Raw genomic sequence first — 23,601 nt, 5'->3', positions numbered from 1 at the left:
GGTTCGACGCAATGGGCAAACAGGCACGGGCTGCCGCACGCCCGGCGCATGACACGGCCTTTAGAATGGCAAAGGGCTGGTTCAGTCGACCAATTCGCGCGACGCTGCGCCGGACGGCGTGGCTGGCGCCGGTGGGGCCAGCGCGGCCGGGGCCAGGGCCAGCGCGATGGCCCGGCGCAGATCGTCGGCCAGGACGGGCTTGTGCAGGATGCTGAACTTGCCGGCCTCGGCCTCCGCCAGACGCTCCGGGGCGGTGTCGCCGGTCACCAGGATGCCGGGGATCGGGCGCTTCGACCGCCGCCGCACCTCGCGGATGGTTTCGGTGCCGGTGTGCCCCTCGCCCAGCCGGTAGTCGGCGACGATCACGTCGGGATCGGGGTGGCGGCGCAAAGCCTCCACCGCCTCGCCGAAGCTGGCGGCGGGAAACACCTCGTGCCCCCATTGCCGGATCATCGCGCACAGCCCCTCGCGGACGATGGGGTCGTCCTCGACCACCAGCACGCGGGCACCGGCCCGCATGCGGGCGGTCACGGGGAAGTCTCCCGGCAGCGTCTCGGCCGGGGCCGGAGCATCGGCGAGCGGCACCTCCACCCGGAAGACCGATCCGCGCCCCGGTTCGGAGCGCAGGCTGACCGGGTGGTTCAGCATGCCGGCCAGCCGGCGCACCACGGCGAGCCCGAGACCCAACCCCTGGTCGCGGTCGCGGCTGGCGTTCCCGACCTGCACGAACTCCTGGAAAATGTCCTCCTGCCGGTCGGTCGGGATGCCGATGCCGGTGTCCCACACCTCGATCCGCAGCACCGCGCCGCGCCGCCGGCAGCCGACCAGGATACGCCCGCGGTTGGTGTAGCGCAGCGCGTTCTCGACAAGGTTCTGCAGGATGCGGCCGAGCAGCATCGGGTCGCTGTCCACATGGGCGCCGCAGGGCATGATGTGCAGCAGCAACCCCTTGCGCACCGCCACCGGGCGGCTGTTGGCGGCGATGCGGTCCAGCAGCTCGGTCACCGGGAAGACCGCGCGCTTCGGCTCCACCGCCCCGGCCTCCAGCCGCGACACGTCCAGCAGCCCGTCGAGCAGCATCTTCAGGGCGCCCAGCGCGCGGTCCATGGTGGTCAGGATCTTGCGCATGGCGGGATCGGTGGCGCGGGCGGACAGCGCCTCCATCAGCAACATCAGCGACTGCACGGGCTGGCGCAGGTCGTGGCTGGCCGCCGCCAGGAACTTCGACTTGCCGATGTTGGCGCGGTCGGCCTCCCGCCGCGCCTCGGCCAGCGCGGCCTGGGCGGTCTTGTGCTCGGTGATGTCGCGGACGGTGGCGATCACGCTGACCAGCCTCCCCCCGGCGCCGCGCACCGGCGAGGCGCGCAGCTCCAGCCAGACCTCCGGCGCGCCGCGTCCCGCGGCGCCGCCGGGACGCAGGAACTCCGCGCTCATGTCCCCGGCGTCCTCGGCGCCGTCGCACAGCGGGCCCAGCCCCGCCTTGTCCCCCATCAGCCCGGCCAGCACCTCCCGCGCGGCGCGCCCGTCGGCGGCGCCGGGGCCGATCCCCATCAGCCGGGAAAAGGCGGGGTTGGTGTAGACCACCGGCACGCCAGGCCGGGTGGCGTCGGCGATCAGGATGCCGTCGCCGCTCCATTCCATCGCACGGTTGCGGATGCGCAGCGCCCGGTCGCCGTGGCGCCGCCGCTGAAGCTCCACCAGGAAGGCGGTTGTGAACAGCAGGATCACCGCGGTGGCGGCGGCGGCCCAGATGATGGAATAGAAGCGGTTCTGCCGCCACGCGCCGAACACCGTCTCCACCGACTCGCCGACCACCGTCATCAGCGGGTAGTCGGCAGAGGCGCGGAAGGCATAGATGCGCTCCACCCCGTCCACCGGGCTGACGACGCGATGGTGCCGGACCGTTCCGCTGCCGGCCTCCGGCCACAGGCCGGAGCCCCGGAAGCTGCGCCCGAACACCTGATCCTGAAGGGCCTGGCGGGCCAGCAGGGGCCCGTCTGCGCGGGCGATGGCGACCGAGCTGTCGCGCGGCAGGTCCAACCGGCCATAGAAGCGGGAGAAGATCTCCGCCGGGACGTCCACCACGGCGACGCCGCGGAACGTCCCGTCCGCCCCTTCCAGCCGGCGCGACACCGGGATGAACACATCCGACGTGCCCGGGCCGACGAAGGGCAGGCCGATGACGAAGCCCTTCTGATTTCCCTTCCGGTGGGCGTTCGACTTGTGCCGGGCGAACTCCTCCCACTCCAGCACCGGATTGCGGGTGGTGGTCCGCCCCAAGCCCATGGACAGCCAGCTGTTCGCGTCGTAAATCCGGATGGAGGCGGCCAAGCCTTCCTCGAACGACCGCCGGGTGGGAATCAGGAGCGGAATGTCCTTTTCGACATGGGAGGCGACGTCGATCAGAAGATCGTCCAGCCGGCGGAAGGTGGCGATGGCCTGTTCCTCGACCAGCTGCGCCATCGCCGCCGTGTGCTGGCGGGTCGTCTGGTCGAGGAAGCGTTCCTCACGGTCGATGCGGGTCAGCAGCGTCCACCAAAGCGCCGCGATGGCGACGGCGACCGCAACGGCGGGAAAAACGAGACGAGCCTCCATCCCCCGCGGAAAAGCGATCCATCGTCGCACTGCCGACCTCAAACACTGCCTAATGGTCATTATGCGCCAGCCGACTTCCCCCTTCAATGGACAAACCGGCGACCAATGATACAGGAAATAGAGAGCAATCAAACTTTTGCGGGTTCTTTGGTACCGCCGCCGCAAGGATCGGCGCCGAACGGGATGGTCGGCGGATGAGTTTCGCCCGCGCCATCGCAACCGTCGGCAGCCTGACGCTGCTGAGCCGGCTGGCCGGCTTCGCCCGCGACATTCTGACCGCGGCGGTGCTCGGCGCCGGGCCGGTGGCCGACGCCTTCTTCGTGGCGCTGAAGCTGCCCAACTTCTTCCGCCGCCTGTTCGCGGAGGGGGCCTTCAGCGTCGCCTTCGTCCCGCTGTTCGCGGCGGAGCTGCAGCGCAACGGGCGCGCAGCCGCGGTGGCCTTCGCCGAGCAGGCGCTGGCCATCCTGCTATGCGTGCTGCTGCCTTTCACCGCCCTGGCCATCCTGGCGATGCCCGCCCTGATGCACGCCCTGGCGCCGGGATTCGTGGACGAGCCGGCGAAGTTCGCTCTGGCCGTGGACATGGCGCGGCTGACCTTCCCCTATCTGACGCTGATTTCGCTGGTGGCGCTGCTGGGCGGCGTGCTGAACGCGCTGGACCGCTTCGGCCCCTTCGCCGCCGCCCCCATCGCCTTCAACCTGACGCTGATTGCAGCCCTGCTGACCGCGCCGCGGCTGGGGCTGGAGCCGGGGCGGGCGATGGCCGCGGCGGTGACGCTGTCGGGCGTGGTGCAGCTGGTCTGGATGGGCTGGGCCTGCCGGGCGGCGGGGGTGACGCTGCGCCTGAGCCGGCCGCGGATGACCGAGGGGATGCGCCGCCTGTTCCGGCTGGTCGGGCCGGGGGCCATCGGCGCCGGGGTCATGCAGATCAACCTGTTCCTGAACGTCGTTCTGGCCTCGCTGCTGCCGTCGGGCGCGGTGTCCTTCCTCTATTACGCCGACCGGCTGAACCAGATGCCGCTGGGCGTCATCGGCATCGCCATCGGCACAGCACTGCTGCCCGTGCTCGCCCGCCACGCCGCGGCGGGGGACGAGCGGATGGTCCGCCATTACCTCAGCCGCGCCCTGGAATTCAGCCTGCTGCTCGGCCTGCCGGCGGCGGTGGCGCTGGGCGTGGCCGGTGCGCCCATCGTGTCGGTGCTGTTCGAGCGCGGCGCCTTCGGCCCGGCGGAGGCGCAGGCGACGGCCTGGGCGCTGGCCGCCTACGCCATCGGCATTCCCGCCCATGTCATCGTCAAGGCGCTGAACGCCGCCTTCTTCGCCCGCCAGGACACGGCGACCCCGGTGCGCGTCGCCGTGGTGGTGACCGTCGCCAACTTGGCGCTGGGCATCGCGCTGATGCCGGTGTTGGGGCATGTGGGGATCGCGCTGGCGACAGGGCTGACCGCTTGGCTGAACCTCGCCCTGCTGGGCCACGCGCTGCGCCGCCGTGGCTTCCTGCAGCTCGACGGGCGCTTCCTCGGCCGCGCGCCGCGCATCGCCGCGGCGGCGCTGGGCATGGGGGCGGCGCTGCTGGCCGGCGCGGCGCTGCTGGCGCCGGGGCTGGAGGCCGCGTCCACGCTGGTCCGCTTCGGCGCGCTGGCCCTGCTGGTCGGCGGCGGCGTGGCGGTGTTCGGGACGCTGGCGCAGCTGACCGGCGCCACCGATCTGGCCGACCTGAAGGGCTTCCTGCGCAAGGGCACTCCGGAATTGGAGCCGCCCGTGTCTTGACCCCGCCCGGTTCCGGGGCGATAACAGCCGCCTTCCAGAAGTTTCGAGCGAGAGTCCTCCCGTGAACCGCATCTTCTCCGGCATGCAGCCGACCCGGCAGCTTCACCTCGGCAACTATCTGGGGGCGCTGCGCAACTGGGTCGAGCTGCAGAACAGCTACGAGTGCATCTTCTGCGTCGTCGACCTGCACGCGCTGACCATCGATCAGGACGCGGAGGTCCTGCGCAACAACATCCGCGAGGTCACCGCGGCCTACATCGCCGCCGGCATCGACCCGGAGAAGAACATCCTTTTCAACCAGTCCTTCGTCCCGGCCCATTCGGAGCTGGCCTGGATCCTCTCCTGCCACACGCCGCTCGGCTGGCTGAACCGCATGACGCAGTTCAAGGAGAAGGCCGGCAAGCAGAAGGACATGGCGAACCTCGGCCTCTACTCCTACCCGGTGCTGATGGCCGCAGACATCCTGCTCTACAAGGCCACCCACGTCCCGGTGGGCGAGGACCAGAAGCAGCATCTGGAGCTGGCCCGCGACATCGCCGGCGCCTTCAACCGCCGCTACGACACCGAGTTCTTCCCGCTGCCCGAGCCGCAGATCCTCGGCGAGGCGACGCGCGTGATGTCCTTGCGCGACGGCACCAAGAAGATGAGCAAGTCGGACGAGTCCGAATATTCGCGCATCAACATGACCGACGACGCCGACACCATCGCGACCAAGATCCGCAAGGCCAAGACCGATCCGGAGCCGCTGCCGGACAATGTGGCCGACTTGGAGAAGCGTCCGGAGGCCGACAACCTCGTGACCATCTACGCCGCCCTGTCCAGCCAGACGCGCGAGCAGACGGTGCAGCAGTTCGCGGGCGCCCAGTTCTCCGGCTTCAAGGCGGCGCTGGTCGACCTGTCGGTCGCCAAGCTGGCACCGATGACCACCCGCATGAAGGAGCTGCTGGACGACAAGGCGGAAATCGACCGCCTGCTGCGCCGCGGCGGCGAGCGCGCGGCGGCCATCGCCGAGACGAACCTGAACGGCGTGAAGGACATCATCGGCCTTCTGCGTCCTTGAGCTAAAATGATTGGGTTCAGCCTTCTTAGCCCTCTCCCCTCTGGGGAGAGGGTGGCCCGAAGGGCCGGTGAGGGGGTTGCGCTTTTGCCGGACATATCGACACGCTCAACCCCCTCACCCTAACCCTCTCCCCAGAGGGGAGAGGGGACTTGGAATGCCATAGCCGCAGTTCTTGACCACTCCGACCGAAAGGCGTCCGCCGTGACGGCTCCCATCCTGCTCACCGGGTTCCAGCCCTTCGGGGATCACGCCGTCAACCCGACGGCGCTCCTCATGGAGCGGCTGGCCGGCGAGCCGGGGATCGTCACCGCGGTCCTTCCCGTCGAATACGACGCCTGCGGCGCGGCCTTCGCCACCCTGCTGGAGGAACACCGGCCCGCCGCCGCCCTGTGCTTCGGGATGGCCGCCGGGTCCGAATACATCAAGATCGAGCGGTTGGCCTGGAACCGCGACGAAAGCGAGCAGGCCGACAACGCCGGCGTGATGCGCACCGACGACGTCATCGAGCCTGACGGGCCGACCGCCTACGGCTCCACCCTGCCCGTCCCCACGCTGATCCGCGAGCTGGCCATCGCCGGCCTGCCGGTGACCTTCAGCGACCACGCCGGCGGCTTCGTCTGCAACCACCTGTTCTACCGCGCCCGCCACGTGATCGAGACGGCGGACCTTGACGTTCCCATGGGCTTCGTCCACCTGCCGCCGCTGCCCGAGCAGGTCGCCGACCAGCCCGGCCGCTCCGGCCTCACGCTGGACCAGCAGGAACGGGCGCTGCGCGTGCTGGTCGGGCTGCTGCGCCAGGGGCTGGGGATCGCCGCCTGACCCCCTGGCTTCGCCGCGATCAGGGGCGCTGCGCCAGCCGCTCCATCTCCTTGGCCCAGCCCGCGTAGTTCTTGTGGAACTCCGCCAGTGCCGGATCGTTCCGGGTGCGCTCGGCCATCGCCTGCATCAGCGGCACCTGGGCTGCCGCCAGTTCCCGCGCATCGGTCCGCCGCGTCGCGGTCAGGAAGGAGGACAGGCTGGTGACCAGTTTCCCCCCCGCCGGGGCCGTTGCCATCTTCGCCAGTTCGTTGACGATCCAGGGCATGTATTTCAGCATATAGTCGGCGTAGACGCGCATGACCGGCGCCTGCTCCAGCAGCTCGGCGCGCTCGCGGTCGAAGTCCGCACGGTCGAGGATGGCGTGGTTGCGGTAGACGACCGGCGCCTCCGCCGAGACGTCGCACTCCCAACCCTTGCGCGGAACCAGCAGGTCGGCTTGGTCCTTTTCCTCGCGGTAGGGGTAGAAGGGCATGGTCCGGCAGCGCGACGGCTTGTCGGCGTGGATGCCGCAGAGATTGTCCGGCTGGAGCGCCGGGCAGGGGAAATGGTTCGGCAGGTAGGCGGTGGGTTGGATCAGCACAGCCACCGTCTTGCGGTTGGGCAGGCGCACGGTGGTGCCCAACCGGGTGGCGAGGTCGTAGGATTTGGCGTTCGACCGCACCACCGTCCAGACCAGCGCCAGCGGAAAGCGGACGGCGTGGACCACCGCGTCCGTGAGCGTCAGCGGCAGCAGCCCGTGGCAGCATTTTCCGCAGGCGGTGCAGGCGAAGCGCGGTTCCATGATCCGGGTTCGCCCTCAGCGGCCGCAGCAGGCCTTGAACTTCTTCCCCGACCCGCAGGGGCAGGGCTCGTTGCGGCCGACCTTGACGACGCGGCGCGGCTCGCCCTTCGGGTTCACCTCGCCGGCGCTGTAGAGCCACTGGCCGTCCAGGCGGCGGAAGGACGCGCGCTCGTGATGGCGCATGTCCTGGCCGTCGCGGCGGAAATGGATGAGAAATTCGACGGTGCCCTCGTCGCCTTCCTCCGTCGCGCGCAGTACGTCGAGCCGCTGCCAGTCGCACTCGTCGGCCACCCGCTCCGCCTCGGCGCGGTTGAAGTCCTCGCGGATCTCCGGCGCGTGGGTGCGCTCCACATGGTCGAGGTCGTGGCGCACGAAGGCGGTGTAGCGCGACCGCATCAGCGCCTCCGCGGTCGCGGCGGGCGCGCCGGCCAGGATCGGGCCGCAGCAGGTCTCGAAGGAAAGGCCCGAACAGCAGGGGCAGGCGGAGGAGGTCATGGCGCGCGGGTCCGTCGGTGGGTCCGGGGCTGGTGTGGCAGGATGGACCACCCCGGTCAAGCGCTGCGGACCGAACACAACGGATGGGCAGGTGGACTCAGGCCGAACGGGCGCGGCGCGGTTCGGACGGGGTGTGGACCGCCGGCTTCACGATGGCGCGCAGCTCCTCAAGGAAGGCGCGGCCGGTGTCGGTGAGCGTGACGATCTTGCGGCGGCGTTCGCGCGGGTCTTCCTGGGCCTGGACGAGGTCGAGTCCGGCCTTCCCGAAGCTGTGCCAGCGGCTGAGCGCCGCGACGTTGCGCGACGCGGAGGATTGGGCGATGCCCAGGCGTTCCGCAAGCTCGCCGATGGAAATCCCTTCGTTCTGCGCGATCGTCATGAAGGACAGCGCATACTGGATCGGCAGGTCGGGATCGAGCTTGCGAAACGCCTCGAGCACATGGACGACGGTGGTCACCTCGTCAGGGCGAACGTGGGCCGGCATCAGCGACCCTCCCCGAGCGAGGACCCCATCGGGCCGGTGTGTAGATGATGTTCAGGCGTCCAAGCCATATCACGAATTCCCCGTTATCCCGCCGGGCGTCGAAAAAACGATCCGGAGAGGCCCAATGGGCGTGCTCAACGAAGACCGAACGACCGCAAAACCCCAAAAAGACACACATGGCTTCCTCTCGATATCCGGAATTCGCGTTCCAATGCGCTGGGTTGAAGAAGGGAGCCGTTAGCTCGCTGGGTGGTATGGGCGGACCAATCGCCCTGTCGGCGATTCGGGGTGGTGGGTACGATGGCTTTCATCGTCGTCTCCGTGGGTTGAAGAAAGGCAGGGGTTGAAGGAAGGCGCGGCCCCGAAGGGAAACCGCAGGATCGGGTATCGCCTGTCAGCGATACGCTTGCAACGTCAAAAATGACCGGGCATCCGAAAGGTTCCGTTCCCGGATATGTTGGGCCGGGATATAGCCCGCTTCGCTTCCGTCCAGCCCGATGTCGCGCCGCAGATGGGCGCTCAGCGTCTCCACGCCGGCATCGTCGCCGTCGCGGTCCAGCCACTGCCGCAGCAGGGCGTTCCACAAGGTTTGCATGACTCCTCTCCTTGGTGCAGAGGAGCAATTAATCCGCTATCGGATGATTTCCGTCAAGCCCGATTTCCGCGTGCCGGACCAAGCGGTTGGATGACAGGGGACGCTTCCCCGAAATCTCAGGTGGCCGGGTGGCCGCCGACGCGGGCGTCCCAGCCCAGCATCGCGACCTCGGCCACGGCCTCCAGCTCGGCGCGCTCCGCGCCGTCGCGGGCGAGGATCGACATGCCGGCCTGCACCGTCTGCACGAAACGGGCGAGCGCGTGGAGATCGACCGAGGCCGGAATCTCGCCCTCGGCCACGGCCCGCGCCATACGCTCCGTCAGGATATCGACCGCCGAGGCGCGCGCCGATCGCACCACCTCGCCCAGTTCGGCGTGCCCCTCGCTGCCGACCGCCGACAGCGTCACCATGCAGCCGCGCGGGATGTCGCCGCGGCAGCCGGTGAGCGCCGCGGCCGAGTCCATCAGCAGGCCCATGACCGCCTCGCGCGCCGTGCCGGCGGTGAAGAAGCGCCCCCAGACCAGCCCCTCGTAGCTTTTGCGGTAATGGTTCACCGCCTCGACGTAGAGCGCCTCCTTGGAGCCGAAGGCGGCGTAGAGACTGGGCGAGCCGATCCCCATGGCCTCCGTCAGGTCGGCGATGGAGGTCGCCTCGTAGCCCTTGGTCCAGAACAGGCGGGTCGCCTGAGTCAGGGCGGCCTCGCGGTCGAAGGCGCGCGGCCGGCCGCGCCCGCGGGCGGGTGGCGTGCCGTCCGTCTGGACGGTCCTGTCGTCGGTGGGCGGGGTCGGGCGTGATTTCTGCATCGATCACTATTTAATCCCGCCGACGCGTGGGGGCAATGACCTCGGACAGCGGCGTTCTATTTCTGTGTCGATCAATACAAAAAACATTGACCGCGGCGCCGAACGCCTCTAGCTATTTTTGTATCGAACGATACAGAAAGTCCGGAACATGGTTGAGCCGAGTGGTGAGTTGGTTGGCAAGCGCGCGCTGGTGACGGGCGGTTCGCGGGGCATCGGCGCCGCCATCGCGCTGGCGCTCGCCGACAAGGGCGCGGATGTGGCGATTTCCTACGAGCGGTCGGCCGAGCGCGCCGCCGAGGTCGTCCGGGCGATTGAGGCAAAGGGCCGGCGCGCGGTCGCCATCCAGGCCGACAGCGCCGATCCGGCGGCCATGGCGACCCTGGTCGGCCGGACGGTGGAAGCGCTCGGCGGCCTCGACATCCTGGTCAACAACGCCGGCATCGCCCGCCAGGGCATGGTCGCGGAGATGAGCCTCGCCGACATCGACGCGCTTCTGAACGTCAACGTGCGCGCGGCGGTGCTCGTGGCGCAGGCGGCCATCCCGCATCTCAAGGACGGGGGGCGCATCGTCTTCATCGGGTCGTGCCTCGCCGACCGCATCACCGCCCCGGGCGTCACCGTCTATTCGATGACCAAGTCGGCGCAGGTCGCCCTGACGCACGGCCTCGCCCGCGAACTCGGCCCGCGCGACATCACGGTCAATCTGGTCCAGCCGGGGGCGACCGACACCGACATGAATCCCGCCGACGGCGCCCATGCCGAAATCCTGCGCTCGCAGACGCCGCTCGGCCGTTACGGCCAGCCGGAGGATGTGGCGGCGGCGGTGGCCTTCCTGGCCAGCCCGGCGGCCCGCCAGATTTCCGGGGCCACCCTGACGGTGGACGGCGGCCTGAACGCCTGAGGCCTGAACACCCGATGCTGGAACCGGTTCGGGGAAGCCTTTGTTCGAAAAGGCTCTCCCGGACGGCTTCGGCCAAGGATTAACGATCCGTTAACGCCGAATATGGGGCGACCCGAGGAGCGCCCACACCAGCGACGGAGACGCGACAGATGCGCCACGCACCGATGAAAACGGCCGTTTCCCCCACAACCCGGCCGCCGCGGCGGAGCGTTGCCCAATGAGCCGCTCCGCGACGCTCGACGGGTTGCGGGGGTATTTCCTCGTCTTCATGATGGTGAACCATGTGGTGCTGGCCGGCGGCGTGCTGCTCGCCAAGGTCAACCACGCCGAACTCGGCTATGTGCAGGACGCCCAGGGCTTCGTTCTGCTGTCGGGCATCGTCGCCGGGATGTACTACACCCGCGTCTGGACCCAGCGTTCACCCGAGGCGGCCCGGCGGCGCCTGTTCGCCCGCGCCCGCGAGCTGTACGTCTCGACCATGCTGGTGATCGCTCTGGTCACCGCCATGGTGGTGCTGGTCCCCGGCGCGCGGGAGCCGCTGGGCGGCTTCCTCGGGCATCTGGCTTGGCTGGAGCCCGGCACCCTGCTGGCGAGCGCGCTCCTTCTGCATTCCCCGACCTTCACGGATCTGCTGATCCAGTACATCCTCTACCTCGCGGCGACGCCGCTGCTGCTCCGCCTGATCCTCGACGGCCACGCCCGCAAGGTCGCGCTGGGCAGCGCCGCGCTGTGGGCCGCCGTGCAGATGGGCCTGCATGTGCCGGTGCTGACCGCTCTCGACGCTGGCCTGGGGCGGCTCAGCGACGGGCTGGCGGTGCGCGGGCCGTTCAACCCGCTCGCCTGGCAGGTGCTCTACGTCGCCGGGCTGCTGATCGGCAGCGCCGTGCAGCGGGGCCGCTTCGACACCGACCGCTGGTTCCCGGTCGAGCGGCCGCCCTGGCTGGTTCCGGCGCTGGTCACCGTGGTGGTCTGCGCGGCCTGGCACCTGTCCTTCGTCCATGAGCTGGTCAGCCCGATCGTCGGCGAGCGTTTCCTGCGCTACGTCGACCGCACCGAGTTCAGCCTCGTCTACCTCGCGAATTTCGCGGCGCTGGCCTATGCCGTGTCCTGGCTGCTCATCGCCGGGCCGCGGTCGTCCCACCCGGTCGCCGCCGGCACCGCCCGGCTGCTCACCGCGCTGTTCAACCTGCCCTTCCTCCGGCTGCTGGGACGGCACTCGCTGCAGGTCTACCTGTTCCACGTCCTGGTCGCCTACGCGATCCTGCTGATCGACCTGTTCGGCGGCCCCTTCAACCAGCTCACCAAGGCGGTCCTGCTGCTCGCCAGCGTCGCCAGCCTCGCCATCCCCGCCCTGTGGCGGGAGCGGAGCCGCGCCAAGCCGGCGGAGCGAGGCGCCGTCCGGATGGGCCCGTCCCGGGGCTGAACGCGCCGGGGCCTGGACGGACGGAATTCCTCTTGTCCTGGACAAGCCCGCCCCGCTGGGTCAAAGAGAAAGCATCAAAAGTGGTGGGACCGGTGGATGGGCCATCGCCCGGCCGATCCCCGCCCGCCCTTTCGCTGCTGAGGACGATCGACCCGCGTGACGAGACGCGCCCATCATCGGTGGTTGGGGACTCTCTCCGCCGCCCTGCTGGCGGTGGCGCTGGCGCCCGCGCTTGCTCCGGCGCCGGCCAAGGCCGACCCCCGCTTCGTGCCCGGCCCCTGCTGGTTCTCCGTGCCGGAGGGTGAGGCCGCGCTGTGCGGGACCGTCGGCGTGCCCGACCGGCGCGACCGTCCGGCGACGCGGGCCTTCCGTCTGCCGGTCGTCGTCCTGCTGTCCACCGCCAAGCAGCCGTCCCCCGACCCGGTCCTGTTTCTGGAGGGCGGCCCCGGCGCCTCCCCCTTCGGCAGCGGCGAGGCGGTGGAAGAGCGGATGGAGGTGTGGTGGTCGCTGACCGCCGGCTTCCGCCGGTCGCGCCACGTCGTGCTGTTCGACCCGCGCGGCGCCGGACGAGCGGAGCCGGACACCGACTGCCCGGAGCTGGACGTGCTGGGCGCCTCGCCCCGCCTGCGCCCGGTGTCGCGGGACCGCCGCGCCGCGCTGGAGCGCACCGCCATCGCCGCTTGCCGCGACCGCTTCACCGCCGCCGGACTGGACGGCGCCATGTTCACCACCCCCATCGCCGCCGACGACGCCATGGACGTCGCCGCGGCGCTGGGCGCGCAGCGGGTCAACCTGTTCGCCGTGTCCTACGGCACGCGGGTGGGGCTGGAGATCCTGCGGCGCCACGGCGGGCGGGTGCGCACGGCGGTGCTCGATTCCATCTACCCGCCGGACGTCAACGCGACGGAGGAGGCGCCCTGGCTGGCGCACCGGGCGTTCAAGCGGCTGTTCGACGATTGCGCGGCCAACCGCGTGTGCCGCGCCGCCTATCCGGACTTGGAGCGCCATCTGCTGGAGCTGGTGGAACGGCTGGGCAAGGCCCCGGTGGACGTGCCGGTGGGCGATCCGGAGATTCCGCGCTGGGCGCGGCTGGACAGCGGCGCCGCCCTATCGGCCCTGCTGGAGGCGATGGCCGAGGGCGAGAGCGTGCCCCGCCTGCCCGCCCTGATCGAACGGGCGTGGCGGGGGCGGTACGACCGCCTGTCCGACTGGGTGCCCGCCCCCTGGCTGGGCGACCCCGACTCGGCGGAGGGCATGGCCTTCTCCATCGAATGCCGGGAGACGGTGAACCCCGCCGACCCGCTGCGGCTGGCCGACACCGCCCGCCGCTTCGCCCCCTACGGCGCCGTCACCGCCGACGATCCCGGCCGACGCGTCTGCGCCCAATGGCCCGCCGCCGCGCAGGAGGCGTCGGAACGGCTGCCGGTGGCCAGCCCGGTGCCGGTGCTCCTGCTGTCCGGCGCTTACGACCCGCTGACCCCACCGGAATGGGCGGAGCGCGCCGCGGCGACCCTGCCGAAAAGCCGGCATCTGGTCTTCCGCAGCGCCGGGCATCTGGTCACGGCGTCGGACGACTGCGCCGTGTCCGTCGCCGCACAGTTCGTGGATTCGGAAACCCTGCCCGCCAACGCCTGCCCGGCGGCGGCCAAGCCACCGGGGTTCCAGCCGCCGTAAGCCCTACTTCAGCGCGTCCAGCATGAAGGCCGGAAGGGCGAAGCTGGCGATGTGGATGTCGGGCGTGTAGTAGCGGGTGGTCAGCCCCGCCGCCGCGAAGCGCGGGCGGATCGCCTCCGCCGTCTGGCGGCGCAGCGCCGCGTCGTCGGTGGCCCAGCCGAAGGCCATGAAGCCACCATAATAGCTGGGCACCGGCGCCACGAAGAAGCCGGCATCGCCGAACAGCCGGCCGAGCCGCCGGTGACTGTCCTTCAGCTCGCCCGGCTGGAGGAACGGCACGCCGTTCTGGGTGACCAGCACACCGCCGGGGGTCAGCCGCGCCTTGCAGTCGGCGTAGAACTCCTCGGTGAAGAGGACGGCGCCCGGCCCGTGGGGGTCGGTGGAATCGACGATGACGACGTCGAACCGCTCCGTGGTCTCCTTGACGAAGGCGCAACCGTCGGCGATCACCAGATCGGCGCGCGGGTCGTCGAAGGCCCCGGCGCTGATCGACGGCAGATGGGCGATGGACAGATCGACCACGGAACGGTCGATCTCCACCATCGTCACCCGCTCCACCGCCCTGTGCTCCAGGCAGCGGCGCAGCATGCCGCCGTCGCCGCCGCCGACGATCAACACGCGGCGGACGCGCCCATGCGCCAGGATCGGCACATGGGTCAGCATCTCGTGATAGACGAACTCGTCGCCTTCGGTGGTCTGGACGACGCCGTCGAGCGCCATCACGCGGCCCAGCACCGGGTTCTCGAAGATCACCAAGTCCTGGAGGCCGGTGCGGTCGCGGTGCAGGACGCGGCCCATGCGCAGGCGCTGGGCCACATCCGTATGCAACGTCTCGTCGTACCAGCCGGAGCCGGAGTCGCTCATGACCCGGTTTCGCCGCGCAGCAACTCGTCGCACTTCACGCCCGTGGGCTTGAAGGCGCGCTCCAGCACCGGGATGGCCTTCATGGGCTGGGCGTCGCCGCACATGAAGATGTCCAGCGCGGCGTAGCCGCGTTCCGGCCAGGTGTGGATGCTGATGTGCGACTCGGCGAGCACCGCCACGCCGGAAATGCCGCCGTTCGGCGTGAAATGATGCAGGTGGATGTGCAGGAGCGTAGCCCCCGCCACCTCCACGGACTCGATCAGCGTGGAACGGACATGGTCCAGCTCGTCCAGACGTTCGGCACCCCACAGATCGACGATCAGGTGGGTGCCGGCGCAGACCTTGCCATCGCGGACGATGAAATGGTCCTTGCGGTCGTCTTGAGATTCCCTCCAGGGACCAGAAGTCACGTTGGTCCGGTTGGAGATTTGACCTTCCGTTTGGGCTTTCCTTGGATCGCTTCCCAAGTCCATCCCCAATTGGAAGAGAGAAGCGGTCTTCGCCATCGTTCTCCCCCATCAGCAGATGTTCCGCGCAGATGGCGCGGAGGAGGGGGGCATATGGGACAAATTCGCATGCGAATCAACACAATTCTGTCCCCGCATCCCCTTTGTGCTTGGCGGCGGGCCTCTGGCGCGGCGCGCGGCGGCGGCGCATAATCGCCCGTCCGCCGACTTCCGGAGCGGTCCGGAATCCTGTCTGGAGGTCCTCCCCGCCATGAACCGCAAGCCGCTGATCGGCGTTCCCGCCTGCACCCGCATGATGGGCGAGCATCCCTTCCACGTCGTCGGCGACAAGTATGTGCGCGCGGTGTCGGACGGGGCCGGCGGCATGCCGCTGCTGATCCCGGCGCTGGGGACGGCGCTGGACATGGACGAGGTGGCCGGACGGCTCGACGGGCTGCTGGTCACCGGAAGCCCGTCGAACGTCGAGCCGCACCGCTACGGCGGGTCGCCCAGCGAGCCGGGCACCCTGCACGACCCGGAGCGCGACGACACCACCCTGCCGCTGATCCGCGCCGCTCTGGAGATGGGCGTCCCGCTGCTGGGCATCTGCCGCGGCTTCCAGGAGCTGAACGTGGCGCTGGGCGGCACGCTGCACCAACGGGTGCACGAGGTGCCGGGCTACGCCAACCACCGCGAGGACAAGGAGGCGCCGCTGGCCGTGCAGTACGGGCCGTCGCACAGCGTCCGGCTGACCCCCGGCGGCGTGCTGGAAGGGCTGGCCGGCGGGGCGGCGGCGGTCACCGTGAATTCCCTGCACGGGCAGGGGATCGACCGGCTGGCCGACGGGCTGATCGTCGAGGCGATGGCCGAGGACGGGCTGGTCGAGGCGGTGCGGGTGGCCGGGGCGCCGGCCTTCGCGCTGGCCGTGCAGTGGCACCCGGAATGGCGGTTCTGGGAGAACCCGCTGTCGGCGGCGATCCTGCGCGCCTTCGGAAGCGCCGCCGCCGATCGGGCGCGGCGGCGCCTTTCCTGAAAGATGATTTCAGGACAATAGATTAGGTCAACAATCGGCGGGTGCCGCGTGCCCAGGATTTGGGCACGCCACTCTCAGCCCGTCAGCTTCAGCCGGCCCGCGAGATGCGGCGGAGGAAGTCGATGAGCTGCGCCTGCTCCTCGGCCGAGAGATCCTTCACCATGGCCTTGTCATGGGCCTGGATGCGCGGAATCAGCTCGTCCAGCAGCTTCTCCCCTTCCGGGGACAGGCGGAGCGCGTAGGAGCGGCGGTCGTTGGGCGAGGGCGCCCGGATGACCAGGCCGCGCGACTCGAGCCGGTCGATGACCGCGACCATGGTCGAACGGTCGATGCCCACCGCCGAGCCCAGGTCGGACTGCGACAAGCCCTCGTTCTCCTTGATCATGATCAGGACGCCGAATTGCCCCGGCGTCATGTCGTGGGGCGCCACGGCGTTCTGGAAGCTCTGGAACACGGCCACCTGCGCCTTGCGCAGATTGTAGCCGACGAGCTCCGGCAGAGGGCCAAGGGCCATCTTTCCGGACTTGCTCGGACGCTGGCGGGTGCGCCGGTCCGAGGGGGTGGGGCGGTCGATGTCGGTCAACGTGAAAGCCGTCGTTTATTGACTAGTCTATTGGTCGTGTAAAATGCAGGCAGGTGCCGATTTTGTCAGCAAGAACCACACAATCCGCCTCGCATGCATAGCACCCATTCCCGTTACGCATTGGTTCCACCCGGAAGCGGCTCCACCTCTAGCCCTATGAAGTGATCGCGCTCCTGACCCCGGCCCCCCCGGAAACAGGCATGCCGGCGCGGTTGCCCGCCGACGGTTCATTCCCCTGCCGCAGACGGGTTCCGAAAACGGAGCTTCCGACGCCCGGTCCCCCCCAGGCCGGGCGTCTTCGCGCCAAAGCCCCGGCCCAACGGCTGGGGCTTTTTTCTGGTGCTCTTTCCGGTAGGGTGGTTGCCCAAACCGCACCCCTCCGAAAGAAAGGCGCGCCATGGCCTACGCCATTCCCCTGTGGCCCCAGCCCACCGTTCCGGTCGCCGGCGGCGATCCGTTCCCGGTCCGCCGCATCTACTGCGTCGGCCGCAACTACGCCGCCCACGCGCGCGAGATGGGCGCCGATCCGGACCGCGAGCCGCCGTTCTTCTTCATGAAGCCCGCGGACGCCATCGTCGCCGACGGCACCGCCATCCCCTACCCGCCCCGGACCGCCAACCTGCACCATGAGATCGAGCTGGTCGTGGCCATCGGCACCGGCGGGCGCGACATCCCGGTGGAGCGCGCGCTGGACCATGTCTACGGCTATGGCGTGGGGCTGGACATGACCCGCCGCGACCTGCAGAACGCGGCCAAGAAGGAAGGCAAGCCCTGGGACATGGGCAAGGGCTTCGACCAGTCCGCCCCCTGCGGCACTCTGCGCCGCGCCACCGACATCGGGCACCCCGACAAGGGGTCGGTGACGCTGTCGGTCAACGGAGAGCTGCGCCAGAAGGGCGATCTGGCCGACCTGATCTGGTCGGTGTCCGAAACGATTTCCTACCTGTCGGGTCTGGTCGAGCTGCAGCCGGGCGACCTGATCTACACCGGCACGCCGGAGGGCGTCGGCCCGGTGGTCGCCGGCGACCGGCTGGAAGGCGCGGTCGAAGGCGTCGGCTCCATCGCCGTCACCATCGCCTGACATCGGCAATACGGATCACCGGACGATGCGCATCGCCACCTGGAACATCAACTCCGTCCGCATGCGGATGGACCTGCTGTTGCGCCTCATCGACGAGGCGCAGCCGGACGTCATCTGCCTGCAGGAGACCAAGGTCGTCGACACCGACTTCCCGATGGCCCCGCTGGCCGGGAAGGGCTACGTCCACGCTCACATCCACGGGATGAAGAGCTACAACGGCGTCGCCATCCTGTCGAAGCTGCCCTTCGCGTCGCGCGACGTGCAGCACTGGTGCGGCAAGCAGGACTGCCGCCACGTCTTCGCCGAACTGCCCGGCGGGATCGAGCTGCACAGCGTCTACATCCCGGCGGGCGGGGACATTCCGGACCCGGAACAGAACGACAAGTTCGCCCACAAGCTTCAGTTCGTAGACGAAATGACCGAGTGGTGGACGACCCGGCGCAGCCCGGACCGCCGCATGGTCATGGTCGGCGACCTGAACATCGCGCCGCTGGAGAACGACGTCTGGAGCCACAAGGAGCTTCTGAAGATCGTCTCCCACACCCCGGTGGAGGTGGCGAAGCTGACGGCGATGCAGGAGTCCATCGGCTGGGTCGACGCGCTGCGCCATTTCGTTCCGCCCACGGAAAAGCTCTACACATGGTGGAGCTACCGCGCGAAGGACTGGGCGGCCTCCGACCGCGGCCGGCGGCTGGACCACATCTGGGTCACCCCGCCGCTGAAGGACGCGCTGACCGGCCACCGCGTCCTGCGCGAGGCCCGCGGCTGGGAGCCGAAGCCGTCCGACCATGTGCCGGTGATGGTCGATCTCGCCGTGTGATCTGGACTTATGATCCGCTGAGTCACCGCGCCGCCAGCGGCACGTTCATCGCCACGACCGACGGCGTCCCGTCCTCCGCCACCCGGAAACGGTGGGCGCAGCCGTCGGTCAGGCGGTGGGCGGGCTTGCCAACCATGTCCCAGCCGGTGGCCAGCGCGTAGAGCGCCCGCATCACTCCGTTGTGGGCCACCGCCCCGGTCGGCACGCCTCCGGCGCCCACCTCGGCCAGCCAGGGAATCAGCCGCGCCTGCACGTCGCGCGGGCTCTCCCCGCCGGGCGCCCGGAAGTCGAGGCCCATCCGCTCGCGGTCCGCGGTCAGGGCGCCGCTCGACCGCAGTTCCTCCAGCAGGCGACCTTCCCACTCGCCCCAGCCCATCTCGACCAGACGCGGTTCCGGCACCGGGTCGAGGCCGAGCAGCCGGGCGGTCTCCCAGGCCCGCCGCTTCGGGCTGGCGACCCAGCGGTAGCCCAGAACGTCCGGCGGCAGCCTCCAAGTGGCGACTCGGGCGCGGCCCTCGTCGGACAGCGGCTCGTCGATGCCGCCCTGGAGACGGTGCGCGGCGTTCCAGGCGGTCGGCCCGTGGCGCAGGATGATGAGGTCGGTCATGGATTCCCTTTCCGCGCGGCGCGCCGGACGACGGTGTCCAGAACCTCCATCGCATTGCTCAGATCGTGCTCCGCAGCGGCGATGCGACGTGCGGCCTCGCCGAAACGGCGGCGTTTCCCCGGGTCGTCGAGCAGCACCCGGACGGCGGCGGCGAAGGCCTCCGCGTCGCCCACCGGCGGCAACAGGCCGGTCACCCCGTCGCGCACCACGTCCGGCACCCCCCCGGTCCGCCCCGCCACCACCGGCAGCCCGGCGGCCTGGGCCTCCAGCAGGGCCATGCCGTAGGCCTCGTTCACCGCCGGCCAGACCATCAGGTCAGCGGCGGCGTAGAGCGCGGTGAGATCGCAAGAGCTTTGCTGGCCGAGGATTAAGCCTCCCCCCCCCGCCCGGCGGGGGAGGGTGGGGGTGGGGGTAAGTGCGCCTCCCCCGAACAGCGCCTCGATCCGGGAACGCACGGGACCGTCGCCGGCGATCAGCAGATGCGGACTCGCCCCCCCCCCCCCCCCCCCCCCCCCCCCGGCGGGGGGGGGGGGGGGGGGGGGGGGGGGGGGGCCCCCCCCCCCCCGGGGGGGGGGGGGGGATCATGCCGACGGCCAGCAGCCACGGGACGTCCGGGTTCAGGCCGTAACGCTCGGCCAGCTTCGCCCGGTGCCGGTCGCGCTCCGCAGCGGCGGCCGCGAAGGGGCGCGTGTCGAGGAAAGGCCGCAGCCGCACCAGCCGGTCCGGCGATTCGAGCAGCGGCAGCACCCCCTCCGCGTCGTGGCCGGCAAGGTTGACGACGGCGGCGGCTTGCCGGATCGCCGCCTCCGCGGCGCGGTGGCCGGCGGCGAAGGGGCCGGTGGCCCGCTTGGCCGCGAAGGACGCCTCCGCCACCACATAGGGGATGCCGAAACGGCGGCTGACCGCCGGGCCGATCCAGTCCGGCGCCTTGTGATACAGGTGATACGTGAACCAAAGATCCGGCGGGTCGTCCCGCCAACGCGCCGTCAGGCGGTCGGCGCAGCGCGCGCCCAGCGCCGCCAGACGCTCCGCCCGGCCCGGACGGCGTCCGTCGTCCCAGCTGCGCAAGGTGCAGGCCAGCGTCACCCTGTGCCCGGCCGCCTCCAGCGCGGCCATCAGCAGCCGGGCCATGCGCCGGTCGCCCGAGGGCACCGGGTGGGTCGGGGATTTCAGCGGGGCATAAAAGGCGATGCGCATCGCGGCCCCGGTGTCATGGTGGAAAAAACGCTCAGAACGGGGTCGGTTCCCGCGCGCAGACGACCCGGTTCCGTCCGGCGGCCTTGGCGCGGTACAGCGCCTCGTCCGCGCTGGACAGCATGGCGTCCACGTCGCGCGTCCCGGCGGCGCAGCAGGCCACGCCGATCGACACGGTGAAACGCACGGTCTCGACTCCCGATGGGACCTTCAGTTCCGCCGTGCGGCGGCGGATGCGCTCCGCCACTATGCGCGCCCCGGCGATGTCGGTCTCCGGCAGCAGGATGGCGAACTCCTCGCCGCCGGTGCGGCCCAGCAGATCGTTCTCCCGCAGCAGGGCGCGGCAGGCGGCGGTGAAGGTCCGCAACGCCTCGTCCCCCACGGCGTGGCCGCGGCTGTCGTTGATGCTCTTGAAATGGTCCAGGTCGAGCATCAGCAGGGTGACCGGCCGGCCGTAGCGGCGGGCACGGGCCAGCTCCTGCTCCGCCGCTTCGACGAAATGGCGGCGGTTGGACACGCCGGTCAGCGAATCGGTGATCGAGAGCCGGCGCAGCCGCTCCTCCGACTCCTTCAGCGCCGTCACGTCGTTGATCAGCACGTAGATGACCGGCAAGCCGTCCCAGGGCAGGGGCGACATGCTGACCTGGACGCAGGTGCGCTGCCCGTCGGTGGACACCATCACCCCGTCCTGGCACCGCACCAGCTCCTGCTGGCGCAGGCAGCGCAGGAAGGCGTCCCGCTGGTCGTCGATGCCCGACTCCTCGACGAAATCCAGGAAATGGCGCCCGACCAGGGCGTCGCCGCTCTGGCCCAGGATGCGCGCCGCCTCCTGGTTGGCGAAGACGATGCCCATTTCCTGATGGATCAACAGCCCGGCGGGCAGCAGGTCGAGCATGTCGCCCAGCTTGCTGCGCGTCAGCGACAGCTCGTGGCTGGTGGCCACGGCATCGCTGTCGTCGTCGAAGTCGATGAAGGAAAGGATTTCCGGTTCGGGAAAGGCGGACAGAGTCGACATGACGTCGCAAAGGTGGAGCAAAGCCGCACTCTATCCCGTCATCAGCCGCCGTGCAATGCACAGCATCCCCCAAACGGCATAAAGGACTGTTGGCTATTTCCGGTTGTGAAACGATCGTGAAGCCGATCGATGCCTGAATCGCTGCCGAAGTCGCGGCGTACCCGCGCGGCACCCGCCGCCGCCAGCGCCGCGCGGCGGGCCGGGTCGCGAAGCAGCGACTCGAGCGCACCGGCCAGCGCGGCAGGGTTCTCGGGGGCCACCAGCGTGCCGGTGACCCCATCCTCGATCAGCTCGGCCACTGCGGCGGCGCGGGTGGACAGGCAGGCCAGCCCCTGGCTCTGCGCCTCCATCAGCACGTTGGGCAGCCCGTCACGGTCGCCGTCGCGCGCGGTGCGGCAGGGCAGGACGAACAGGTCGGCGCGGCGGTACTGGGCGATCACCGCGTCCTGGGCCTTCGCCCCCTGCCAGTCGATCCGCCCCTCCAGCCCCAGCGCCGCCGCCTGCGCCTTCAGCGCGGACAGCCGGTCGCCGCCGCCGATGTGGGTCCAGCGCCAGTGCAGCCCGGCGGGCAGGCGCGCCAGCGCGTCGAGCAGCAGGTCGAAGCCCTTCTTCTCCACCGCCCGACCGACCGACAGCAGCCGCACCGGGTCGGCGGGGTCGGACCCGTCGCGCGCCGGGCGCGCGTCCGGCGGGGCGGGGAAGCGGCTGAAGTCCAGGCCGTGGTAGAGCAGGTCCACCCGCTCCGGCTCCGGCGCCAGTTCGCGCAGGCGGGCGAGGCCGAGCGCGGTGCAGGTGACGCCCCAGCGAGCCTCGGCCAGCTTGTCCCGCAGGTCCCAGTCCGGCGAGGTCCAGATGTCCTTGGCGTGGGCGGAAAAGCTCCAGGGCAGGCCGGTCAGCAGCGCGGCGTAGCGCGCGACGCTGGCCGGGGTGTGCAGGAAATGGGTGTGCAGCCAAGTGACGTCCGCTGGCAGTTCCGCCGCCAGCACGCAGGCCTGGCCGAAGCGGCGCGCGCGGTTGCGGCTGGGGTCGCGCCGCAGGTCGGCCAGCCAGGCGGCCCGCGCCGCCGGCCAGCCGGGGCGCCGCCGCGCCGCGGCCAGCGCGCGCAGCACGCGGGCGGGCGCGTCGTGCAGATATTCGGGCAGATAGGTCACCGGGGCGGTGACGCGGCGGTTCAGTTCGTGCACCGCCTTGTCGGTCGGTTGACGCAGGCTGACGATCAGTTGACGCAACCCCCGCCGTTCCAGCCCCAAAATCTCCTGCGCGATGAAGGTTTCCGACAGGCGGGGCCAGCCCTTCACGATGACGGCAACGGTCACGCCGCGTCCCCGGCGGCCAGTTGGCGCTCCGAAGCGCAGGGTTCGGAGGACGGTTCCGGCAGATAGCGGGCCGACAGGCGGTTGACGCTCTCCAACCCACCGAGCAGGCCCGGCACCACGACCGAGGAGGGCGGCGCCTGCCAAGGCAGCCGGCGCAGCGCCGCCGCCATCGCCGCGGCGTCGCGCACCCCGTCGTCCATCAGGACGGAGACCAGACCCAGTTCCTGCGCGCGGGCGGCGCGGATGGTCTGCTCGCGCCGCGGCACCTCGCGCGGGACGATCAGCGCCTTCTTGTCGAAGGACAGGATCTCGCAGAAAGTGTTGTAGCCGCCCATGGCGACCACCCCCACCGCCCCCTGCATCAGCCGCTCGATCCGCGCCTCGAAAGCGGTGGCCTCGACGTTGGGCAGGGCTTCCGCCCGGGCCAGGAACTCGGCCTGGAGGTCCGGCTGCATGAAGGGGCCGAACACCAGCACGGCGCGGTAGGGGATGCCGGGATCGCTCTCGTAGGCGCGCAGCACCCAGTCGACCAGCGCCTCGCCGTCGCCGCCGCCGCCGGGGGTGACCAGGATGTAGGGTTCGTCCGGCAGGCCGGGACCGTGCGGGACCGCCGGGGGCACGGTGCGGTGCAGGTAGCCGGTGTAGACCATCTTGTCGCGCACCGACTGCGGGACCTCGATCCCCTCCAGCGGGTCGCAGATCTGCGGCAGGCCGTAGGCCCAGATCTCGTCGTACAGGTTTTCCAGCGCCGGCAGGACCTTCTTGCGCTCCCACTCCGGGGCGAGCAGGGCCGGCTCGTCCATCACGTCGCGCAGGCCGAGCACCAGCGGCACGCCGCGGCCCTTCAGAAGCTCCAGCGTCTCCCGCACCTCGCCGCGCAGGCCGAGCGGTTCCTTGTCCACGATGAACAGGTCGGGCTGGTAGATCTCCGCCGTGTGGCGGATCAGCGAGGCCCGCATGGACAGGATCTCGTCGATGTCCAGATGCAGGTTCAGCGCCGTGTATTCGCCGTTGCGCAGCTTGATGACGCCGGGGATGCGCACGAAATCCACCCGCGTGCGGAAGTCGAAGCTGCCGACGATGGGCGAGCCGGACAGGATCAGCACGGACAGGTTGCTGTAGCGTTCCACCAGCGCATGGGCGATGGCCCGGCAGCGGCGCAGATGGCCGAGGCCGAACGTGTCATGGCTGTAGATGAGCACGCGGCCCGAGGTCGGACGTTCGCTCATGAAGTTCCTACCTC

23 protein-coding genes are annotated in these 23,601 nt (G+C 70.3%); 9 read left to right on the top strand and 14 right to left on the bottom strand.

Annotation, left to right across the window (positions count from 1 at the left end; all coding sequences use genetic code 11):
• Nucleotides 1-81: 81 nt before the first annotated feature.
• Nucleotides 82-2,595: an ATP-binding protein gene (locus ACWPXE_RS27120; protein ID WP_454020318.1), complete on the bottom strand. Its 2,514-nt coding sequence runs from the start codon at nt 2,593-2,595 to the stop codon at nt 82-84.
• A 194-nt stretch (nt 2,596-2,789) separates the two neighbouring features.
• On the opposite strand from ACWPXE_RS27120, the gene murJ reads away from it, so the two are divergent.
• From murJ to ACWPXE_RS27105, 3 genes are all read left to right on the top strand, one after another.
• Nucleotides 2,790-4,364, top strand: coding sequence for a murein biosynthesis integral membrane protein MurJ (gene murJ / locus ACWPXE_RS27115; protein ID WP_454020317.1), 1,575 nt, complete (start codon nt 2,790-2,792; stop codon nt 4,362-4,364).
• A gap of 61 nt (nt 4,365-4,425) precedes the next feature.
• Nucleotides 4,426-5,424: a tryptophan--tRNA ligase gene (trpS, locus tag ACWPXE_RS27110; RefSeq protein WP_149165450.1), complete on the top strand. Its 999-nt coding sequence runs from the start codon at nt 4,426-4,428 to the stop codon at nt 5,422-5,424.
• Between the two features lie 201 nt (nt 5,425-5,625).
• Nucleotides 5,626-6,243: a pyroglutamyl-peptidase I family protein gene (locus ACWPXE_RS27105; RefSeq protein ID WP_454020316.1), complete on the top strand. Its 618-nt coding sequence runs from the start codon at nt 5,626-5,628 to the stop codon at nt 6,241-6,243.
• A gap of 19 nt (nt 6,244-6,262) precedes the next feature.
• Here ACWPXE_RS27105 and ACWPXE_RS27100 read toward each other — a convergent pair whose 3' ends face one another.
• The 5 genes from ACWPXE_RS27100 to ACWPXE_RS27080 form a co-directional block, all read right to left on the bottom strand.
• Nucleotides 6,263-7,024, bottom strand: coding sequence for a YkgJ family cysteine cluster protein (locus ACWPXE_RS27100; RefSeq protein ID WP_454020315.1), 762 nt, complete (start codon nt 7,022-7,024; stop codon nt 6,263-6,265).
• A 15-nt stretch (nt 7,025-7,039) separates the two neighbouring features.
• Nucleotides 7,040-7,519, bottom strand: coding sequence for a YchJ family protein (locus tag ACWPXE_RS27095; protein WP_094301341.1), 480 nt, complete (start codon nt 7,517-7,519; stop codon nt 7,040-7,042).
• Nucleotides 7,520-7,616: 97 nt separating this feature from the next.
• Nucleotides 7,617-8,003 (bottom strand): MarR family winged helix-turn-helix transcriptional regulator, encoded by a 387-nt coding sequence (locus ACWPXE_RS27090; RefSeq protein ID WP_014238989.1) that lies wholly within the window; start codon nt 8,001-8,003, stop codon nt 7,617-7,619.
• Between the two features lie 394 nt (nt 8,004-8,397).
• Nucleotides 8,398-8,598, bottom strand: coding sequence for a hypothetical protein (locus tag ACWPXE_RS27085; protein ID WP_454020314.1), 201 nt, complete (start codon nt 8,596-8,598; stop codon nt 8,398-8,400).
• A gap of 116 nt (nt 8,599-8,714) precedes the next feature.
• Nucleotides 8,715-9,401: a TetR/AcrR family transcriptional regulator gene (locus ACWPXE_RS27080; protein WP_454020313.1), complete on the bottom strand. Its 687-nt coding sequence runs from the start codon at nt 9,399-9,401 to the stop codon at nt 8,715-8,717.
• A gap of 148 nt (nt 9,402-9,549) precedes the next feature.
• On the opposite strand from ACWPXE_RS27080, the gene ACWPXE_RS27075 reads away from it, so the two are divergent.
• The 3 genes from ACWPXE_RS27075 to ACWPXE_RS27065 all read left to right on the top strand — a co-directional run bounded on the left by ACWPXE_RS27075 (nt 9,550) and on the right by ACWPXE_RS27065 (nt 13,399).
• Entirely contained in the window at nt 9,550-10,302 is a 753-nt protein-coding gene (locus ACWPXE_RS27075; RefSeq protein WP_454020312.1) for an SDR family NAD(P)-dependent oxidoreductase, read from the top strand.
• Between the two features lie 217 nt (nt 10,303-10,519).
• Nucleotides 10,520-11,725: an OpgC family protein gene (locus ACWPXE_RS27070; protein WP_454020311.1), complete on the top strand. Its 1,206-nt coding sequence runs from the start codon at nt 10,520-10,522 to the stop codon at nt 11,723-11,725.
• 156 nt (nt 11,726-11,881) lie between these two features.
• Complete coding sequence (locus tag ACWPXE_RS27065) at nt 11,882-13,399, top strand: alpha/beta hydrolase (protein ID WP_454020310.1); 1,518 nt, start codon at nt 11,882-11,884, stop codon at nt 13,397-13,399.
• A 3-nt stretch (nt 13,400-13,402) separates the two neighbouring features.
• Here ACWPXE_RS27065 and speE read toward each other — a convergent pair whose 3' ends face one another.
• Together speE and speD are read right to left on the bottom strand one after the other, a co-directional pair.
• Nucleotides 13,403-14,263: a polyamine aminopropyltransferase gene (gene speE, locus ACWPXE_RS27060; RefSeq protein WP_454020309.1), complete on the bottom strand. Its 861-nt coding sequence runs from the start codon at nt 14,261-14,263 to the stop codon at nt 13,403-13,405.
• Nucleotides 14,260-14,673 (bottom strand): adenosylmethionine decarboxylase, encoded by a 414-nt coding sequence (gene speD, locus ACWPXE_RS27055; RefSeq protein WP_236778146.1) that lies wholly within the window; start codon nt 14,671-14,673, stop codon nt 14,260-14,262. Before speD ends, speE begins: the two co-directional genes overlap by 4 nt.
• Nucleotides 14,674-14,980: 307 nt before the next feature.
• Between speD and ACWPXE_RS27050 the strand changes: the two genes are divergently transcribed.
• Nucleotides 14,981-15,742, top strand: a complete 762-nt coding sequence (locus tag ACWPXE_RS27050; protein ID WP_454020308.1) for a gamma-glutamyl-gamma-aminobutyrate hydrolase family protein — start codon at nt 14,981-14,983, stop codon at nt 15,740-15,742.
• Nucleotides 15,743-15,830: 88 nt separating this feature from the next.
• On the opposite strand, the gene ACWPXE_RS27045 is transcribed toward ACWPXE_RS27050, so the two are convergent.
• Nucleotides 15,831-16,325, bottom strand: a complete 495-nt coding sequence (locus tag ACWPXE_RS27045) for a MarR family winged helix-turn-helix transcriptional regulator (protein ID WP_145676155.1) — start codon at nt 16,323-16,325, stop codon at nt 15,831-15,833.
• 397 nt (nt 16,326-16,722) lie between these two features.
• Here ACWPXE_RS27045 and ACWPXE_RS27040 point away from each other — a divergent pair, with 397 nt between their 5' ends.
• Nucleotides 16,723-17,406: a fumarylacetoacetate hydrolase family protein gene (locus ACWPXE_RS27040; protein WP_454020307.1), complete on the top strand. Its 684-nt coding sequence runs from the start codon at nt 16,723-16,725 to the stop codon at nt 17,404-17,406.
• 25 nt (nt 17,407-17,431) lie between these two features.
• Nucleotides 17,432-18,226 carry an exodeoxyribonuclease III gene (gene xth, locus ACWPXE_RS27035; RefSeq protein ID WP_454020306.1) on the top strand — a complete coding sequence of 265 codons (795 nt, stop codon included), beginning with the start codon at nt 17,432-17,434 and terminating at the stop codon, nt 18,224-18,226.
• A gap of 22 nt (nt 18,227-18,248) precedes the next feature.
• Here the strand turns inward: xth and ACWPXE_RS27030 are convergent, their stop codons facing one another.
• The 5 genes from ACWPXE_RS27030 to ACWPXE_RS27010 all read right to left on the bottom strand — a co-directional run bounded on the left by ACWPXE_RS27030 (nt 18,249) and on the right by ACWPXE_RS27010 (nt 23,587).
• Nucleotides 18,249-18,833, bottom strand: coding sequence for a histidine phosphatase family protein (locus ACWPXE_RS27030; RefSeq protein WP_454020305.1), 585 nt, complete (start codon nt 18,831-18,833; stop codon nt 18,249-18,251).
• Entirely contained in the window at nt 18,830-19,306 is a 477-nt protein-coding gene (locus tag ACWPXE_RS27025) for a glycosyltransferase (RefSeq protein ID WP_454020539.1), read from the bottom strand. Before ACWPXE_RS27025 ends, ACWPXE_RS27030 begins: the two co-directional genes overlap by 4 nt.
• A gap of 755 nt (nt 19,307-20,061) precedes the next feature.
• Nucleotides 20,062-21,042 (bottom strand): diguanylate cyclase, encoded by a 981-nt coding sequence (locus tag ACWPXE_RS27020; RefSeq protein WP_454020304.1) that lies wholly within the window; start codon nt 21,040-21,042, stop codon nt 20,062-20,064.
• A gap of 41 nt (nt 21,043-21,083) precedes the next feature.
• Nucleotides 21,084-22,358, bottom strand: coding sequence for a glycosyltransferase (locus tag ACWPXE_RS27015; protein ID WP_454020303.1), 1,275 nt, complete (start codon nt 22,356-22,358; stop codon nt 21,084-21,086).
• Complete coding sequence (locus ACWPXE_RS27010) at nt 22,355-23,587, bottom strand: glycosyltransferase family protein (protein WP_145623201.1); 1,233 nt, start codon at nt 23,585-23,587, stop codon at nt 22,355-22,357. The genes ACWPXE_RS27015 and ACWPXE_RS27010 overlap by 4 nt, the downstream gene beginning before the upstream one ends.
• Between the last annotated feature and the right edge of the window lie 14 nt (nt 23,588-23,601).

The sequence above is a fragment of the Azospirillum sp. Marseille-Q6669 genome (genome assembly GCF_965111635.1).
This window is presented reverse-complemented; position numbering and strand designations above follow the sequence as displayed.

Excerpts from the sequence above, each read along its gene's own strand:
- xth (WP_454020306.1), top strand. The coding sequence starts at position 17,432 with ATGCGCATCGCCACCTGGAACATCAACTCCGTCCGCATGCGGATGGAC.
- ACWPXE_RS27100 (WP_454020315.1), bottom strand. The coding sequence starts at position 7,024 with ATGGAACCGCGCTTCGCCTGCACCGCCTGCGGAAAATGCTGCCACGGG.
- ACWPXE_RS27075 (WP_454020312.1), top strand. The coding sequence starts at position 9,550 with ATGGTTGAGCCGAGTGGTGAGTTGGTTGGCAAGCGCGCGCTGGTGACG.
- ACWPXE_RS27090 (WP_014238989.1), bottom strand. The coding sequence starts at position 8,003 with ATGCCGGCCCACGTTCGCCCTGACGAGGTGACCACCGTCGTCCATGTG.
- ACWPXE_RS27040 (WP_454020307.1), top strand. The coding sequence starts at position 16,723 with ATGGCCTACGCCATTCCCCTGTGGCCCCAGCCCACCGTTCCGGTCGCC.
- ACWPXE_RS27010 (WP_145623201.1), bottom strand. The coding sequence starts at position 23,587 with ATGAGCGAACGTCCGACCTCGGGCCGCGTGCTCATCTACAGCCATGAC.
- ACWPXE_RS27050 (WP_454020308.1), top strand. The coding sequence starts at position 14,981 with ATGAACCGCAAGCCGCTGATCGGCGTTCCCGCCTGCACCCGCATGATG.
- murJ (WP_454020317.1), top strand. The coding sequence starts at position 2,790 with ATGAGTTTCGCCCGCGCCATCGCAACCGTCGGCAGCCTGACGCTGCTG.
- ACWPXE_RS27030 (WP_454020305.1), bottom strand. The coding sequence starts at position 18,833 with ATGACCGACCTCATCATCCTGCGCCACGGGCCGACCGCCTGGAACGCC.
- ACWPXE_RS27085 (WP_454020314.1), bottom strand. The coding sequence starts at position 8,598 with ATGCAAACCTTGTGGAACGCCCTGCTGCGGCAGTGGCTGGACCGCGAC.
- speE (WP_454020309.1), bottom strand. The coding sequence starts at position 14,263 with ATGAGCGACTCCGGCTCCGGCTGGTACGACGAGACGTTGCATACGGAT.
- ACWPXE_RS27070 (WP_454020311.1), top strand. The coding sequence starts at position 10,520 with ATGAGCCGCTCCGCGACGCTCGACGGGTTGCGGGGGTATTTCCTCGTC.
- ACWPXE_RS27020 (WP_454020304.1), bottom strand. The coding sequence starts at position 21,042 with ATGTCGACTCTGTCCGCCTTTCCCGAACCGGAAATCCTTTCCTTCATC.
- ACWPXE_RS27080 (WP_454020313.1), bottom strand. The coding sequence starts at position 9,401 with ATGCAGAAATCACGCCCGACCCCGCCCACCGACGACAGGACCGTCCAG.
- ACWPXE_RS27095 (WP_094301341.1), bottom strand. The coding sequence starts at position 7,519 with ATGACCTCCTCCGCCTGCCCCTGCTGTTCGGGCCTTTCCTTCGAGACC.
- ACWPXE_RS27120 (WP_454020318.1), bottom strand. The coding sequence starts at position 2,595 with ATGGAGGCTCGTCTCGTTTTTCCCGCCGTTGCGGTCGCCGTCGCCATC.